This window comes from Nesterenkonia haasae (genome assembly GCF_010119385.1).
GTDB lineage: Bacteria > Actinomycetota > Actinomycetes > Actinomycetales > Micrococcaceae > Nesterenkonia > Nesterenkonia haasae.
Genome location: NZ_VFIE01000019.1, coordinates 256,779 through 271,859, shown reverse-complemented (window position 1 = coordinate 271,859; position 15,081 = coordinate 256,779). Strand labels below are relative to the sequence as shown.

Genomic DNA, 15,081 nt, shown 5'->3' with positions numbered 1-15,081 from the left:
TCATGAGGCCATCTCTGTTTAAGAAGCTTGAAACTGCCGGAAGCCTGCGCGGCTTTCGCGAAATGCCCCTGGGATCGAAGATCTCCCTGGTGGTCCTGATCATCGTCGCTGCGGCAGCCGTCTTTGCGCCGCTGGTAGCCCCCCATGATCCGCTGCAGATCTTCTCTGCCCGGCAGGCTCCCAGCGCTGAGCACCTCTTCGGTACGGACGAGAAGGGTCGCGACGTCCTCTCGCGCATGATCTACGGGACCAGGTACTCGCTGCTGATCGGCCTGCTGGCCACCGGCATGGCCGTCATCAGCGGTGCGCTCCTCGGGTCCATAGCGGCAGTCTCACGCAAGCCGATCTCGGAGACTGTGATGCGCGTGATGGACATCATCATGTCTTTCCCCGGCATTGCCCTTGCGGCGGTCTATGTCTCGGTCTTCGGCAATTCACTGCCCATCATCATTTTCGCCATCGGCTTCCTCTATGTCCCCCAGCTGACTCGAGTGGTGCGCGCGAATGTCCTCTCCGCGTTCGGCGAGGACTACGTCAGTGCCGCTTTGGTCGCTGGCGCCCGGGCGCCATGGATCCTCATCAAGCACGTCATGCGCAACACCATCGCTCCAGTAATGGTTTTCGCCACCATCCTGGTGGCAGACGCCATCGTCTTCGAAGCTTCGCTGACCTTCATCCAAGCGGGAATCGGCGAACCCACTCCGACCTGGGGCAACATTCTCTCGGATGCGCGCCAAGGCGTGCTGGCCGGCCGCTGGTGGCAGGCGCTATTCCCCGGCCTCGCCATCATGATCACCGTGCTGTGCCTGAACATCCTTTCCGAGGGGCTGACCGATGCGATGGTCGCCACCCCGGACAAGAAGGTCTCCGCTGCTGTGGTCAGCAGCAGCAAGAGCGACGCCGTGCTGGTGGACCCGGTGGCGGCTCACCGCATCCAGGAGCCCGATCTGCTGGCTCGTCTGGAGAGCCTGCGGCAGGTAGAGGCCGACCGCACGGACAGGCGCATCTCCGAAGGAGACAGCGCGCCTCTCCTCGAAGTGGAGCACCTGAGCATCAGTTTCCCCCGCCATGGTGATGTCAACGTCGTGGACGACGTTTCCTTCTCTGTGGCCTCCGGTGAGACCATGGGGCTGGTCGGTGAATCCGGATGCGGGAAGTCGATCACCGCGCTGGCCATCATGGGGCTGCTCGACCCCAAAGCCCAGATCACCGGGAGCGTCAAATATCTGGGGGAGGACCTACTCGGCTGCACCCCGGTGCGCAAACAGGAGCTGCTCGGCCGAGAGATCGCGATCATTTACCAAGACGCGCTCTCTGCGCTCAACCCCTCGATGCTCATCAAGTCACAGATTGCCCAGCTGACCCGCCGTGGCGGCACCCGCAGCGCCATCGAGCTGCTTGAACTGGTGGGACTGGACCCCGCCCGGACACTCAACTCCTACCCGCACGAGCTCTCCGGCGGCCAGCGCCAGCGAGTGCTGATCGCCATGGCCCTCACCAGGGACCCCAAGCTGATTATCGCCGATGAACCCACCACCGCACTGGATGTGACGGTTCAGCGTCAGGTCATCGATCTCCTGGAAGAACTGGGCGAAAAGCTGGGGTTCGCCATGGTGTTCGTCTCACACGATCTCGCCCTGGTTGCGGAGGTCGCGCATGCGGTAACTGTGATGTACGCCGGGCAAGTGGTCGAACAAGGCCCCACCAGGGACCTGCTGATGGCACCGCAGCATGAATACACCCGGGGCCTGCTCGGTGCCGTGTTGTCCATCGAGGCCGGGGCTGGACGCCTGCATCAAGTCCCAGGGACCGTTCCCTCCCCGAAGGACTTCCCCCTCGGCGACAGGTTCGCGCCTCGCTCCTCCCGTCCTGACTGGGGATTGGACGTCCGCCCGGTGCTTGCCCGCGTCGGGAACTCCGACCACTATCACGCGGTCCACCCGGAGGACCACGAAGCCCAGAGGGGCCACTTCACCACTGCGCCGCAGGGGGCACCTGAACAGGAGAACCGCACATGAGCACCACAGAAACTCCGCTCATCGAGCTTGACGACGTCAAAGTCACCTTCACCTCGCGCACCGGGACCATCTTCCGGCCGAACCGGGTCCATGCGGTCCGGGGTGTCTCCCTGCTGCTTCACCGCGGTGAGACAGTGGGTATCGTGGGGGAGTCCGGCTGCGGCAAGTCGACCACCGCGAACATCTTGTGCGGACTCCAGACGCCCACTTCAGGCACTCTGCGTGTGGGCGGCGAGCAGGTGACCCGCACCTCTCCTGCGGTGCGGCGGCGCATCGGCCGAGTGGTATCGGTGGTCTTCCAAGACCCCTCCAGTGCGCTGAACCCACGCATGCTCGTCCGGGAGCAACTCACGGACCCGTTGCGAATCCACGGGATCGGCAGTGCCGCGCAGCGGCTCCGCAAAGTCCAAGACCTGATGCCGCAAGTGGGGCTGCCCGCCTCTGCACTGGACGCCTTGCCCTCGCAGCTCTCTGGCGGTCAACGGCAGCGCGTGGCCATCGCGCGGGCGCTGGTGCTTGACCCCGAGGTGATCATCGCCGACGAGCCCACCTCCGCGCTCGACGTCTCAGTGCGAGCCCAGATCCTGAATCTGTTCATGGACCTCAAACGTGAGCTGGGCCTGTCCATGGTCTTCATCTCCCACGACATCCAGACCATCCGGTACATCTCCGACCGGATCGCTGTCATGAACAAAGGAAAGATCGTGGAGGAAGGGCCCTCCGAGACGATCCTTAATAACCCTCGGGACGCCTACACCCGGACCCTGCTGGCGGCCTCACCTTCCCTGCTTCGACCACCCTCAGTTAGGACACCATGAACCAGACATTCACCGGCGTGATCCCCCCAGTTATTACCCCCCTGACTGCTAACGGCGAGTTCGACGTCGACTCCTTTGCCCGTGTCATCGAACGGCTCATCAGGGCCGGGGTCGACGGGGTCTTTCTACTCGGCTCCTCCGGCGAGGCAGTCTTCTGCACCGACGCGCGCCGCCGCCAGATCCTCGAAGCGGGTGTCCGGATCGTCGCCGGGCGGGTCCCGGTGCTTGCTGGCGTCATCGACACCCAGACCGAGCGAGTGGTGGAGCAAGCCCTCACGGCCCAAGAGGTCGGTGTCGACGCCCTCGTGGCGACCGCACCGTTCTACGCACTCGGTGGACTGGAGGTGGTCGAGCGTCACTTCAGAGTGCTGCGCGAGCGGGTGGACCTTCCATTGTTTGCATACGACATCCCCGTCTGTGTCCATACCAAGCTGGACCCGAGAATGCTGCTGCGACTGGGACGGGAGGGCGTGATCGCGGGGGTTAAGGACTCCTCCGGCGACGACGGCGGCTTCCGCCAGTTAGTCCGTTCCAACGAACTCGCAGGCCGCCCCCTCTCCCTGTTCACCGGGCATGAAGTCGTTGTCGACGGCGCCTACCTCTCCGGGGCCCACGGCTCAGTACCGGGTCTGGCAAACGTCGCGCCGGAGCCCTATGTCAGGCAGTGGCAAGCCGCGCAGGCAGGGCAGTGGGAGCAGGCTCGTCGGGAACAGGACAGGCTGGCGGACCTGATGACCATCGTGTCCGTGACCCAGGGGGTGACAGGCTACGCAGCCGGCGTCGGGGCGTTCAAGACAGCATTATCGCTCATGGGGGTCATCGCCACGAACCAGATGACCGAACCAGTCTCACCGCTGGGGGAGGAGAATTCAGCCGCCATTGCCTCGGTGCTGCAGACCCAAGGTCTGCTGTGAACCACTCCCGTGGCGGGGCTCAGAGGTCCGCTGGTCCGGTCATCAGCCTGGACATCGGCGGAACTTCCATTCGCGGCGGAATCGTTACCGACGGCGCCCGCCCTGAGGTTCAGCTGCACCACCGTCAGCCCACTGAGGCTGAAGACGGGGGGCCGGCAGTGCTCAGGCGAGCACTGGCCATCGCGCAGAATCTTCATGCTCTTGTCCCCGAAACGAGGGGTATCTCCGTCGCCTGCGCCGGGGTCATCGACCCCGCAGATGGGACCGTGACCTCAGCGACCGAGCTGATGCCCGGTTGGGCCGGCACCGACGTCGGCGGCGCGCTGAGAGCCCAGACGGGGCTGAACTGCACCGTACTCAACGATGTTCATGCTCACGCCCTCGGCGAGTTTCACTATGGCGCCGGGCGGGGGTGTGCCTCCGCGCTGGTTGTGGCGGTCGGCACCGGGCTCGGAGGCGGATTCCTCAGTGGCGGACAACTGGTCCGTGGTGCCGGGGGCCTGGCTGGGCATGTAGGACACATTCACCACCCCGCGGCCTCCGGACTTCGGTGCACGTGCGGCAGGAGCGGACATCTGGAGTCTGTCGCATCCGGCAGCGGACTCACCGCCAGGTATCAGGAGCGCCGCGGTGCTAATGACCCAAACGCCACAGACGGGGCCGCAGTAGCGGCACACGCGGCTCGAGGGATCCAGGCCGCAGAGCGCGCGCTGCGCGTTGGGGGGACCGCGCTGGGAGAATGCCTCGGCTCGCTGGCCAATGCATGGGCCCCAGAGCGGATCATTCTCTCCGGGTCCGTCACCGGTGCCGGCGACATCTGGTGGCAGGCGGTGCGAGAGGGCTATTCGGCCTCCGCCATGACCCCCCTGCAGCTCCGGCCGATCGTCCTGGGAGAACTCGGCGACGACGCACCCTTGATCGGTGCCGCCGCCATGCACCGCTCGAACGCATGACCAGCAGGGACAGCCAGCTGAGCTTCACCACCAGGGAACCACCGCCCCCCAACCCATGAACGGATCACATGCCAAGCACAGATCAAACGACTCTCATCGACTCACTTCGGGGCGGTCTCATCGTTTCCTGTCAGGCCTACCCAGGGGAGCCCATGCGGACCCCTGACACCATGGCTCGGGTTGCGCTGGCAGCTGAGGCCGGAGGGGCAGTTGCGCTCAGATGCCAAGGCCTGGCCGACATTTCCGCCATCCGCGGACAGGTCAGCGTGCCCGTCATCGGTTTGTGGAAGGTCGGCGACTCCGGAGTGGTGATCACTCCGACCCTGCGCCACGCCAGAGCATGTCATTCCGCTGGGGCGGACATCGTTGCACTGGACGCCACAGGCCGGACTCGCCCAGACGGGCGCAGCTTCACTGAGATTGCCAAGGCGATGCATGACCAGGGCGCTGTGGTCATGGCTGACTGTGGCTCACTTGCCGATGCAGACCAAGCCGTGGAGGCCGGGGTGGCGCTGCTGTCCACCACGCTCGCCGGATACTCCGGCGACCGCCCTCACACCTCAGGCCCGGATCTGGAGCTGCTCAGTGAAATCTGTGCGGCTCACCCGGGAGTTCCGGTGGTAGCAGAGGGCCGGGTGCGGAGCCCACAGGAGGCGGCGGCCGCGCTCGACGCCGGCGCCTGGTCCGTGGCAGTCGGAACCGCCATCACCCACCCGACCTCCATCACCGCAGGCTTTCGCCAAGCACTGGTGAGCCGCAGCTGAACCTTCATGCACGAGGTGAACACACAGCCGATGTTCAGAAAGTGTTGCGGATCACACTTGCAAATTATAGTCTCAGATCAGACATTAGATGTCTGATGTCTGAACTAGAGAGGATTTTTTTGTGATCTCACGTCGAAAAAAGATGGGCAAGGCTAGCTGTCTGCTCGCGGTTGCGGCAACGGCGACGCTGATGGTGCCCATGGCGCCAGCAATGGCATCTCATTCCGAGGCAGCACCTGACTACGATGCATCGCCATTCTGGGCAGGCGAGCCGATCTACACAGAGCAGGACCTGGCAGTAGCGGGTGAGGGCGGTTTCCCCAACTACCGCATTCCCGCCCTGACGGTGACCAACGAGGGCACGGTGCTGGCCTCTTATGATGGCCGTCCCACTTCCGGAGACGCCCCGGGGCCGAATTCCATCCTGCAGCGCCGGTCCGATGACGGCGGTCGGACCTGGCAGGAGCAGACATTCATCCGGGAAGGCGATACCGAGGCACCGATCGAGGGCTATTCGGACCCCAGTTACGTTGTGGACCGCGAGACCGGCAATATCTTCAATTTCCACGTCTTCTCCATGGACCAGGGCTTCATCGGTTCGAAACCTGGAGTCGACCCCGCTGACCGCAATGTCATTCATGCCAACGTCAGCGTCTCCTCCGACGACGGCGAAACCTGGGAGCACCAGACCGTCACCGAGGACATCACCGCCGACCTCGACTGGAGGTCGCGTTTCGCGGCGGCGGGGCAGGGGATCCAGCTCAAGTACGGACCCCATGCTGGTCGATTGATTCAGCAGTACACCATTATTAACGGAGCGGGAGACTTCCAGGCGGTCTCGGTGTTCTCCGATGATCATGGAGAGACCTGGCAGGCTGGTGAACCGGTTGGTGTCGGGATGGACGAGAACAAAACCGTCGAGCTCTCGGACGGCCGCGTCATGCTGAATTCCCGAGATTCCCATAACTCTGGATTCCGGAAGGTGGCCATCAGTGAGGATGGTGGGGCCACCTACGGCGAGGTCACACTCGACCGCCAGCTACCGGACCCCACGAACAACGCCTCGATCCTGCGCGCATTTCCGAACGCGGAGGAGGGCAGCGACAGAGCGCAGGTGCTGCTGTTCTCCAATGCGGCCAGCCAGGCTGGACGCAGCAACGGCACGGTGCGCGCCAGCTGCGACGACGGCGAGACCTGGCCCATTGCACAAGTTTTCCAGCCGGGAACGATGTCGTACTCCACCATGGCGACGTTGCCCAACGGCAATGTCGGGCTGCTCTATGAACCCAGCTGGGACAGCATCCGGTACGCCGAGTTCAATCTTGCCTGGCTGGAGGGGCTCTGCGCCCCGCTGAGCGCCGAGGACCTCACTGTCGAGCGTGGGGAGGCCGGTTCGTCCACGGTTAGCGTGGAGCACCAACTTGGCCCGGCCATCCAAGGGATCGACGTCGAGACAGAGGCTCCTGAAGGATGGGATGTGAGTGCGGATGGCGCACCGGAGAGGCTTACCCCGGGACGCTCTGCGGACTTCACCGTGAACGTCGACGTGCCGGAGAGTGTGACCGGCGGAACCTACGACGTGCCGCTGGTGCTGACCGACGCTAAGGGCCGCAGCTCTCAGGGCACACTCGTGGTGGACGTCCCGAGGACCGAATACGAGGTCGATGGGATGATCACTGTCACCGGTGGAACGCTGGTGGACCCGCAGGATGAGCCCTATGAGGTCGGCGACAGGCTGACGTTCACCTACGACATCGTCAACGTCTCCGACGCCACCACCACTGTGACTCCAAGCGGCAATCTTCGCGACCTCGATCCCGACGTGGACTCGCGAAACTGCCGGTGGCGGAATCTCCCAGGAGGCGGCAACTACACCTGTGACTTCCCGTATCACACCGTGACGCAGGAGGACCTCGACAGGGGAAAGTTCGTCCCCACCACCACATGGACATCCACCTCCGGAGATGAGGTCACGGAGGTCGAGCATGAGGGGCCGGCGGTGGAACTGCCGTAAGTCATTGAGGGCATAAGCTGTTTGCCGAATGGGGCCTGGTCAACATCCTGCTGAAGCGAGGTGGTGCCCAGGCCCCATCGCCTGTGACTTACGCGTATTCACCGCGCCGCAGTATCTACAGCCGTTCCAGGTCTCCGTCGCCCCGGTCCTCAAGCACCAGCAGGTCTGCGGCCGCACCGGAGCGCAGTGTCTCGATCGTGCGGGCATCGGACATACCTGCTCGAGCGCAGCTCGGGCCAGTTTTGCGGCACCCCGCAGCTCGGGGGCATAGGTGATGCTGCGTAACACCCCGTCCCAGGCTGCCAACAGGGCTGCGGGATCGACTTCGTCCGGGTGACGCAGCAGTGCCGGGTCGTGAGCTCCGCAGCGTCCCTCCGCGAGAAACGGGCCCTCCAGGTGGATTCCAGCCAGCTGGCCTTCCCTTACTAGGGGGGCCAGTATCTCGATACGTTCTACCAGGTGAGAAAGGTCGGCGCTCACTAGACTGGCCACCATTGAGGTGGTGCCCGTTGCGTAGAGGGCGGGCAGCGTGTCGCGGATGGCGCGCTCATGGGAGGAGCCGAAGTCCATGCCGAAGCAGCCGTGATGATGCTGATCCACCAGTCCCGGGGTGATGATCCCATCGCTGGATGTTCCCCAGGAGACTGTGTCTGCGCTGCGCCGCAGTGCCTCGGGGAGATCTCGAGTGGGTCCGCTCCACAACACCGCGCCTGCACTGATGATGACATCCCCCTCCCGGATCCTGTGCCTCTCGCTGGCCAGCGAGCCTTACAGGATACGGTGCTGGGACGCTGGTGGGGACATATTTGTCCTGTCTTCGGAGGTGGAGAGCAGCGAGAAACCGTTCTTAAGCCTGGCGCGTGTGATTACCTGTTATTGGGGTTCGCGCAAGGTGCTCAGCTGGCGCCGTCGATCCCGAGCTCTTGGCAGCTGACGGCTCAGCACTGTTCACCACCGCCCATTGCGCTCCGTGATCCGCTGTTATAGTGAGCACTCGATGGCCCACCGATCGCCATCTGCACACACGTGCCAACGCTCTAGGAGTTCTGTGTCAGGCAAGAAGCTCGTGATTGTCGAGTCCCCGGCCAAGTCCCGTTCGATCGCCAAGTACCTTGGCGACGACTTCATTGTGGACGCCTCTGCGGGTCACATTCGTGACCTGCCGCAGCCCTCAGAACTCCCTGCAGATATGAAGAAGGGGCCCTTCGGCAAGTTCGCTGTGGACCCTGACAACGGGTTCGAGCCCTACTATGTGGTCTCCGATTCGAAGAAGTCCAAGGTCCGAGAGCTGAAGAAGCAGCTCAAAGAGGCCGACGAACTCTATCTCGCCACTGACGCCGACCGCGAAGGTGAAGCGATCGCCTGGCACCTCTACGAGGTCCTCAAACCGAAGGTTCCCACCTACCGGCTGACGTTCACTGAGATCACAAAAGAAGCCATCCAGCGTGCCATGGAGAATCCCCGCGAGATCGACTCGCACCTGGTGGACGCCCAAGAGACACGCCGCATACTGGACCGTCTCTACGGCTACGAAATTTCCCCTGTGCTCTGGCGAAAAGTGGGCAAAGGCCTTTCTGCTGGCCGTGTGCAGTCCGTGGCGACCCGCATGGTGGTGGACCGGGAACGTGAGCGCCTCGCCTTCGTGCCCGCAGATTACTGGGACCTGACGGGCACCTTCGCCACGGGAAGCGCCGAAACGTTCACTGCCAAGCTGAATGCGGTAGACGGAGATCGCATTGCGTCTGGTTCGGACTTCACTGACAAAGGTGAGTTGAAGAAGACTCGGCGCGACGTCGTCGTTCTCACCAAAGACGATGCTGAAAGTCTGGCAAAGGGCCTTACCGGCACCCGGTTCACTGTGGACTCGCTGGAAGACAAGCCCTACACCCGCAGGCCCCAGCCACCGTTCATCACCTCCACCCTCCAGCAGGACGCAGCCCGGCGTCTGCGGTTCTCTTCCCGGGTCACGATGCAGGTGGCCCAGCGGTTGTATGAAAACGGCTACATCACCTACATGCGTACTGACTCCACAACCCTGTCGAACCAGGCGCTCAATGCTGCCCGGAGGCAGGCCAGCGAGCTCTACGGTGCTGACTCAGTGCCGGAGAAGCCCCGTGTGTACAGCCGCCGCAATGAGACCGCCCAAGAAGCGCATGAGGCTATCCGCCCGGCCGGGGACTCCTTCCGCACCCCCAAGCAGGTCAGGAACGAACTCTCCGCAGACGAGTTCAAGCTCTACGAACTCATCTGGAAGCGCACAGTGGCCTCACAGATGGCCGACGCCAAAGGGTTTACCGCCAGTGTGCGGCTCACCGGCAGCGCCTCTGACGGCCGGACTGCGACCTTTGGGGCTTCGGGCACCGTCATTACCTTCCCGGGTTTCTTGGCCGCCTATGAAGAGGTGAAGGACAACGACGACGCCTCGGCCTCCTCGGCGAAGGCAGCTGATAAGCGCCTGCCCCAGTTGGAAGAGGGACAGAACCTCACCAGCGAGGATATTGAAGCCAAGGGGCATGAGACATCCCCGCCCGCCCGCTACACCGAGGCCACAATCGTTGCTGAGTTGGAGAAGCGCGAAATTGGCCGCCCATCCACCTACGCTCCGACCATTTCGGTGATCATGGACCGCGGGTACGTCACCAAACGCGGCTCAGCCCTGGTCCCATCTTGGACAGCGTTCAGCGTCATCCGGCTGTTGGAGGAGCATTTCGGCAAGTACGTCGACTATGACTTCACCGCTCGGTTGGAGGACGACCTGGACCAGATAGCCCGCGGAGCGATCGAACGTGAAGCTTGGCTGCAGGGCTTCTACCTGGGCGCGTCCACAGGGGAAGAAGGCCTGCGGAATGTGGTGGAGAACCTCGGAGAGATTGACGCTCGAGCGGTGAACACCATCGAGGTCGCTGAAGGCGTAGAGGTCCGGGTCGGACGTTACGGTCCGTACCTGGAACGGCCCAATCCTGATGGTGAGGCCGATGATAAGGGTGACCTGAAGCTGGATCGTGCGAACATCCCTGCGGACCTCGCACCGGACGAGCTGACCAAGGCTCGCGCTGAGGAACTCTTCGACCAGGCCGCGCTCTCCGGTCGAGTTCTGGGCACCGACCCAGAGACCGGACGCGATGTGGTGGTCAAGGATGGTCGGTACGGTCCCTATGTCACTGAGGTGATCCCAGAGCCGACGGAGGAAGAGCTCCAGGCCGCGATGGATGCGATACCCACTGAGTACTACAAGAACGGCAAACCGAAGCCCAAGAAGAAGCCGCCCAAGGAGAAGCCGCGCACCGGCAGCCTGCTGAAGTCGATGACCCTGGAGACGGTTACCATCGACGACGCCCTGAAACTGCTGTCGCTGCCCCGCACGGTGGGTACTGACGAGGCGGGGGAGGAGATCCTCGCCCTCAACGGACGGTTCGGTCCCTACCTGAAGAAGGGCTCGGATACGCGCCCGCTGCAGGATGAGGAGCAGCTGTTCACCATTACTGAGGAAGAAGCCAGGAAAATCTACGCCCAGCCCAAGCAGCGTGGGCGTGGAGCGGCAAAACCGCCACTGGCAGAATTCGGCAATGATCCCACCACAGAGAAGCCGGTGGTGGTCAAGGATGGGCGGTTCGGTCCCTACGTCACTGATGGTGAGACCAACGCGACAGTTCCGCGCAGCGTGTCCCTGGAGCAGCTGACCAAAGAGCAGGCCTACTCGCTACTGGCGGAGAAGCGGGCTCAAGGGCCAGCAAAGAAGAAAGCGCCGGGCGGACGTACACGCGCGGCAGCCAAGGCTTAGCGGAGCACCCGGAGGGTATCTCATGCGACTCGGCGTTCTAGACATCGGCTCCAACACCGTGCATCTTCTGCTGGTGGATGCCTATATCGGGGCGAAGCCCGCGGCGTTCGCCTCGCATAAGCGCCCGTTGTCCCTGGTGAAGTTCTTAGACAGCTCAGGTGCCATCACGGAGGAGGGCCAGCAGGAACTCGTTGGGTTCATCTCCGAGGCGGTGCGCTTCGCTGCCCGTCACCGGGCCGAAGACATGCTCAGTTTCTGCACCTCTGCTATTCGTGAGGCGCCCAATGGTGCTGAGGTGATCAGCCGCGTGCAGACGGCGGCAGATGTGGAACTGACTGAACTCACCGGCTCCCAGGAGTCAGCCATGACGTTCTTCGCCGTACGGCGTTGGCGGGGCTGGTCGGCAGGTCACATCCTCAATTTCGACATTGGAGGCGGATCACTGGAACTGGCCTATGGCCAGAATGAGATGCCGTCCACGGCGCTGTCGGTTCCACTGGGCGCAGGCCGGCTGACCCGGGATTTCCTGCCCAGCACCATGCAGGACGGTGCCCCACCGAGCAAGACTGAGGTCAAAGAGCTCAAGAGCTATGTGCGCGAAGAGATGGAGGCGGCTCGGCGCGAATTCCCGCAGCTGAAACAGCAGCTGGAAGTCACCGCCACGTCCAAGACGTTCCGTTCCTTGGCCCGACTGACCGGTGCGGAGCCTTCGGCAGAGGGACCCTATGTCCAGCGGACGCTGGCGTTGAAAGACCTCAAACCGCTGGTCAAGCAGTTGGCGGAGTTGCCCTCCAAGGAACGTGCAAAGCTTCCCGGAGTCTCAGAGATGCGAGCGGACCAGGTGTTCGCAGGTGCGCTCGTGGCGGAGACAGCGATGAAGACCTTCGGGATCGAGGAACTGACCATCTGCCCATGGGCGCTGCGGGAGGGCCTGATCCTGCGCCGCCTTGACACCCTGGCCAGGGAGGTCAATGTGCAGATTTCCCATGCCCCTGCAGTGGGTCACGTGGATTTGGCCACCGAGTTGCGCCGACCGACCCATAAGGATGTGAAGGCGATCGCCGTGGAGCATGCTAGTGCCTGAGCTGCCGCGCATCCCCGTGACGCTCTCTTCCTCCTCGGTCTACCCGATGGGAGTCGCCGAAACGTTCTCCATAGCTGAAGACCTGGGCTACGACGGCGTGGAAATCATGGTCACCCATCGGGCTGAAACCCAACAGGCTGATGTGCTCAACGAATGGGCGTGGCGGTTCGGCATGCCGGTGAAGTCCATTCATGCCCCCACCCTTCTGCTCACCCAGCAGGTATGGGGCACCGCCTGGGACAAGATCCGCAAGTCTGCTCTGCTGGCCCAGCAGGTTGGGTGCGATGTGGTCGTTGCGCACCCGCCTTTCCGGTGGCAGGGCACTTATGCCTCCGAATTCGCCTCCGGTATCAAAGAGATCGAGGAGCGCACCGGCGTGATGGTCGCGGTGGAGAACATGTACCCGTGGCGGGCCGGCGGGCGTGAGGCCACTATGTACCTCCCGCACTGGAATCCCGTACCTCACGGATTCAGACATGTGACCTGGGACTTCTCCCACGCCGCCACAGCAGAGGACGACTCCTATGAAGCTGTGAAAGAACTAGGGTCCCGGCTGCGGCATGTGCACCTGACCGATGGTTGGTCCAACGGTTTCAAAGATGACCACCTGGTGCCCGGCCATGGGAACCAGCGGGTAGTGGAGGCCATCGAGCTCCTCGCACAGCCCGATTTCGGTGGCAACGGGTTCCAGGGCGCGGTAGCTGTAGAGGTCGCCACCCGGTCTGCCCGCGAAGTGGGAGACCGTGAACGAATGCTGGCGGAATCACTGGAGTTCGCCCGTAAACACCTCGGCCAGGTCTGAGGGCATCGTCTAGACTCTTGGACCACGGCGAAGACGATTTAAGGGGAGCGGTGTGGATCAGTGGTGGGAGATACTGCTGTTGGCCTTCGGGTCGGTGCTGGTGTTCTTGTTTTTCCTCTACGGGATCAATTGGCTCTACCGCGATGATGAGGAAAAGTCCGGATTGTTGGACCGTTCAGCGCTGCTGCAGCTGCTTGCCGACGTCACCGCTGAGGCCCACGCCCAGGGCACCGAGGCCCAGCGCGCCATCGAGGAGCTCAGAGAGGTCGCTCCCAGCCTCGAGGCCGAGGACTGGACACTCTTCGAGGAGCGCTACCGGGAGACCCTGGAGTCCTTCTCTGCAGGCAAGCCCGAAGTGGACGCCCAGCTGGAGCATTTGGAACGGATCTTTCGCCGCGATCGAATCATCGGCCAGGCCCGCCGCGAACTCCGCGATCAGTAGCACGTGTCTAGGCAATGCTGGGCCACGCGATGATGCGTGCCAGGTGGCTTCGGGCATGAATTCGGTCCGTGCTAGATGCCAGCCTCACTGGCCGAACAGGGTGGCAAAAACTTCCGCCGCGAACTCGGCGTCACTTCGCTCAGGAGTCGGCATCACTTGATGAATGCCACCTTGAGTCAACTGCTCTAAATACACATACTGCTGGCAGGCACCGATGAGCATAGCTGCAGCGGCGGGCCACGATGGGCGAGAAGGGAGTCTGCCTTCACCATGCTCCTTCTCGAGGTATGTGCCCAGCTCTTTGATGCCCGTCGCAGGACTGAGTGTCTCGCCGTCTGCGTCCCTAAGTTCTGCTCGTGTGAGCCATTCGCGGAGCTTGGGATCACCCAAAATTGAACCCAACATCGGCGAGAACTCTCGGAAGAAATGAACGATAGCTTCCATAAGGCCGACGATATTGTCCTCTACCGTGCGGACCCCAACCATGTCACTCAAGCTACGCGCGTGTTGCCGCAAATCACCTGTGGCTTGTGAAAATGCCTCGACGATCAGCTCTGACCGATTGGCGAAGTGATTGTAGATGCTGCCTTCAGCCACGCCAGCCAGACGCGCAACAGACTTTGTGGTGGTCCCGGCTACCCCACGGGTACGCATGGACTCCAGTGCGGCGACCACCAATCGTTCGCGCATCGCTTGATTCGCAGACATCCTCCCATTCTATATGAGTGAGTGCCCACTCATGATATTCTGAGTGGGCACTCACTCATTACTTGAAGGAGAAACTCATGGCTGAACGCCTTCCACTTCCCTTGATCGCTTCCGAAACACATGGGTTCATCTATGTGACCTTCACGGTTCAGAAAAATCGGGGCCCGATCTTCCGCAACACTCAGCGACGGCGGGCTTACGCGAAGCACCTTTTGGGTGCGGCCGCTGAGCTGAAGAATCGCGCCGACGTCGAGTCGGTACGGGTGCTGCGCGCGCACTTGGTGCCACCCCTGCCTGGAGTGCCGAGACACGACTTCGCACTGCTTATCCGAACGCCCGATTTCGATGATCTAGGCAGCTTGAGGGACAGTGAGCAGTACGCCCAACTAGGAGGCACTGAATGCCTCGTCGGTAACAATGCCGCAAAGATCGGTGACACTGAAGCAACTCTGCGCGGAACTTTCCTGCTCAACCACTTCACGGCTCCATCTAGCGCCAATGCGGTGGACGTGTGGAAGGGTCTGACCGACTGGTACACCTCCACGATCGGTGTGGATAATTCCACCGCCCTCACCCCAGCCAACTCTGCTTCGCCCTACGAGTTGATCAATTATGTTCGACTCAACTCACCCCCTCCAGTGTTCTTGCTGTCCCAGCTCCTGCGCCCTAGCTTTCACCGTCTCGTGCGCGGCGCGCTCAAGCGCCATGACATGCGCGCGCTGCCGGCCTTCTACCGTGTGCTTGGGTAAGAGCGTGATTAGTATCCTGACTGTACTGACGGTT

General features: G+C 62.6%; 13 protein-coding genes. 11 read left to right on the top strand and 2 right to left on the bottom strand.

The genetic code is table 11. The features are described 5' to 3' along the window. Positions 1–2: 2 nt before the first annotated feature. The 6 genes from FH975_RS07910 (at position 3) to FH975_RS07885 (ending at position 7,481) form a co-directional block, all read left to right on the top strand. The gene (locus FH975_RS07910; RefSeq protein WP_162320858.1) at positions 3–2,018 is read left to right on the top strand and encodes a dipeptide/oligopeptide/nickel ABC transporter permease/ATP-binding protein; all 2,016 of its coding nucleotides are present in this window, start codon (positions 3–5) and stop codon (positions 2,016–2,018) included. Next, the gene (locus FH975_RS07905; RefSeq protein WP_162320857.1) at positions 2,015–2,836 is read left to right on the top strand and encodes an ABC transporter ATP-binding protein; all 822 of its coding nucleotides are present in this window, start codon (positions 2,015–2,017) and stop codon (positions 2,834–2,836) included. The genes FH975_RS07910 and FH975_RS07905 overlap by 4 nt, the downstream gene beginning before the upstream one ends. Beyond that, positions 2,833–3,750 (top strand): dihydrodipicolinate synthase family protein, encoded by a 918-nt coding sequence (locus FH975_RS07900; RefSeq protein WP_162320856.1) that lies wholly within the window; start codon positions 2,833–2,835, stop codon positions 3,748–3,750. The genes FH975_RS07905 and FH975_RS07900 overlap by 4 nt, the downstream gene beginning before the upstream one ends. Next, entirely contained in the window at positions 3,747–4,703 is a 957-nt protein-coding gene (locus tag FH975_RS07895; RefSeq protein ID WP_162320855.1) for an ROK family protein, read from the top strand. The genes FH975_RS07900 and FH975_RS07895 overlap by 4 nt, the downstream gene beginning before the upstream one ends. A gap of 68 nt (positions 4,704–4,771) precedes the next feature. Then, on the top strand, positions 4,772–5,467 hold the full coding sequence (locus tag FH975_RS07890) for an N-acetylmannosamine-6-phosphate 2-epimerase (RefSeq protein ID WP_162320854.1): 696 nt from the start codon (positions 4,772–4,774) through the stop codon (positions 5,465–5,467). A 211-nt stretch (positions 5,468–5,678) separates the two neighbouring features. Then, positions 5,679–7,481, top strand: coding sequence for an exo-alpha-sialidase (locus FH975_RS07885; RefSeq protein WP_162320853.1), 1,803 nt, complete (start codon positions 5,679–5,681; stop codon positions 7,479–7,481). Positions 7,482–7,520: 39 nt separating this feature from the next. On the opposite strand, the gene FH975_RS07880 is transcribed toward FH975_RS07885, so the two are convergent. Beyond that, positions 7,521–8,186, bottom strand: coding sequence for an amidohydrolase family protein (locus FH975_RS07880; RefSeq protein WP_162320852.1), 666 nt, complete (start codon positions 8,184–8,186; stop codon positions 7,521–7,523). A gap of 292 nt (positions 8,187–8,478) precedes the next feature. Between FH975_RS07880 and topA the strand changes: the two genes are divergently transcribed. From topA to FH975_RS07860, 4 genes are read left to right on the top strand one after another with little or no spacing between them, the layout of a single operon-like run. Next, complete coding sequence (gene topA / locus FH975_RS07875) at positions 8,479–11,262, top strand: type I DNA topoisomerase (RefSeq protein WP_162320851.1); 2,784 nt, start codon at positions 8,479–8,481, stop codon at positions 11,260–11,262. A gap of 22 nt (positions 11,263–11,284) precedes the next feature. Further along, positions 11,285–12,346: a Ppx/GppA phosphatase family protein gene (locus tag FH975_RS07870; RefSeq protein ID WP_162320850.1), complete on the top strand. Its 1,062-nt coding sequence runs from the start codon at positions 11,285–11,287 to the stop codon at positions 12,344–12,346. Between the two features lie 46 nt (positions 12,347–12,392). Then, on the top strand, positions 12,393–13,148 hold the full coding sequence (locus FH975_RS07865) for a sugar phosphate isomerase/epimerase family protein (protein ID WP_407938623.1): 756 nt from the start codon (positions 12,393–12,395) through the stop codon (positions 13,146–13,148). A gap of 52 nt (positions 13,149–13,200) precedes the next feature. Continuing rightward, positions 13,201–13,590, top strand: coding sequence for a hypothetical protein (locus FH975_RS07860; protein WP_162320848.1), 390 nt, complete (start codon positions 13,201–13,203; stop codon positions 13,588–13,590). 84 nt (positions 13,591–13,674) lie between these two features. On the opposite strand, the gene FH975_RS07855 is transcribed toward FH975_RS07860, so the two are convergent. Continuing rightward, complete coding sequence (locus FH975_RS07855) at positions 13,675–14,298, bottom strand: TetR/AcrR family transcriptional regulator (RefSeq protein ID WP_162320847.1); 624 nt, start codon at positions 14,296–14,298, stop codon at positions 13,675–13,677. Between the two features lie 77 nt (positions 14,299–14,375). Here FH975_RS07855 and FH975_RS07850 point away from each other — a divergent pair, with 77 nt between their 5' ends. Further along, positions 14,376–15,047: a hypothetical protein gene (locus tag FH975_RS07850; RefSeq protein ID WP_162320846.1), complete on the top strand. Its 672-nt coding sequence runs from the start codon at positions 14,376–14,378 to the stop codon at positions 15,045–15,047. Positions 15,048–15,081: the final 34 nt, after the last annotated feature.